The sequence below is a fragment of the Vibrio sp. 1641 genome (assembly GCF_033339995.1).
GTDB classification, from domain to species: Bacteria; Pseudomonadota; Gammaproteobacteria; order Enterobacterales; family Vibrionaceae; genus Vibrio; species Vibrio alginolyticus.
In genome coordinates this window covers 1-675 of the sequence record NZ_JAWOVP010000201.1, presented here as the reverse complement: position 1 = coordinate 675, position 675 = coordinate 1, and the positions used below count along the sequence as shown (strand labels likewise).

The following is a 675-nucleotide window of genomic DNA, read 5'->3' as shown; positions in this document are numbered from 1 at the left end:
CGATTTATCCAATACTGTCACAGACACCACTTTATGATGGATTGGTTTGCCTGTTTGCGGATTGATAATGTGAGAGTATCGCACACCATTGCTCTCAAAGTAATTACGGTAGTCACCACTTGTTGCAATTGCCATGTCACCTGGTTCGATGATCTCTTGAATAGATCGCTCATCAACCGTTGGTTTCTCAATCGCGATTCGCCATGGCACACCTTCTCGGTTAATACCTTTCAAACGCATTTCGCCACCAACTTCGACCATGTAGTTTTTGATCCCTACCGATTGTAGGTAATCAGCAACCACATCAACCCCCCAACCTTTTGCAATCGTTGACAGGTCAACATACAAATTAGGAATGTCCTTTGACAGTTTATTGCCATCAACGGTCAGGTGGTGAAGCCCAGTGTTTGCCTTACGAGCCGCTAACTCTTCATCAGAAGGCACTACGTCAGGGCGAGCTTCTGGGCCAAAGCCCCAAAGGTTAACCAGAGGACCAACCGTTACATCAAGCGCACCTAAAGTTAGACCATTGAGACGAACCGCTTCTTTTACTACGGTTGCCGTTTGCGCTGACACTTCGAAAGGCTCACTTGTTTGATGCTGGTTAAAGCGACTCAGCTCTGAGTCTTCACGGTAAGTCGACATTTGATCGTTGACTTCTTCAAGCAGTCGATC

The 675-nt window shown here is 46.5% G+C and carries 1 protein-coding gene; it reads right to left on the bottom strand.

Annotated features, from left to right (window positions below):
- Window positions 1-675: FAD:protein FMN transferase (locus R7Z47_RS25055; protein ID WP_318130790.1), on the bottom strand; the 675-nt coding region annotated here is incomplete at both ends.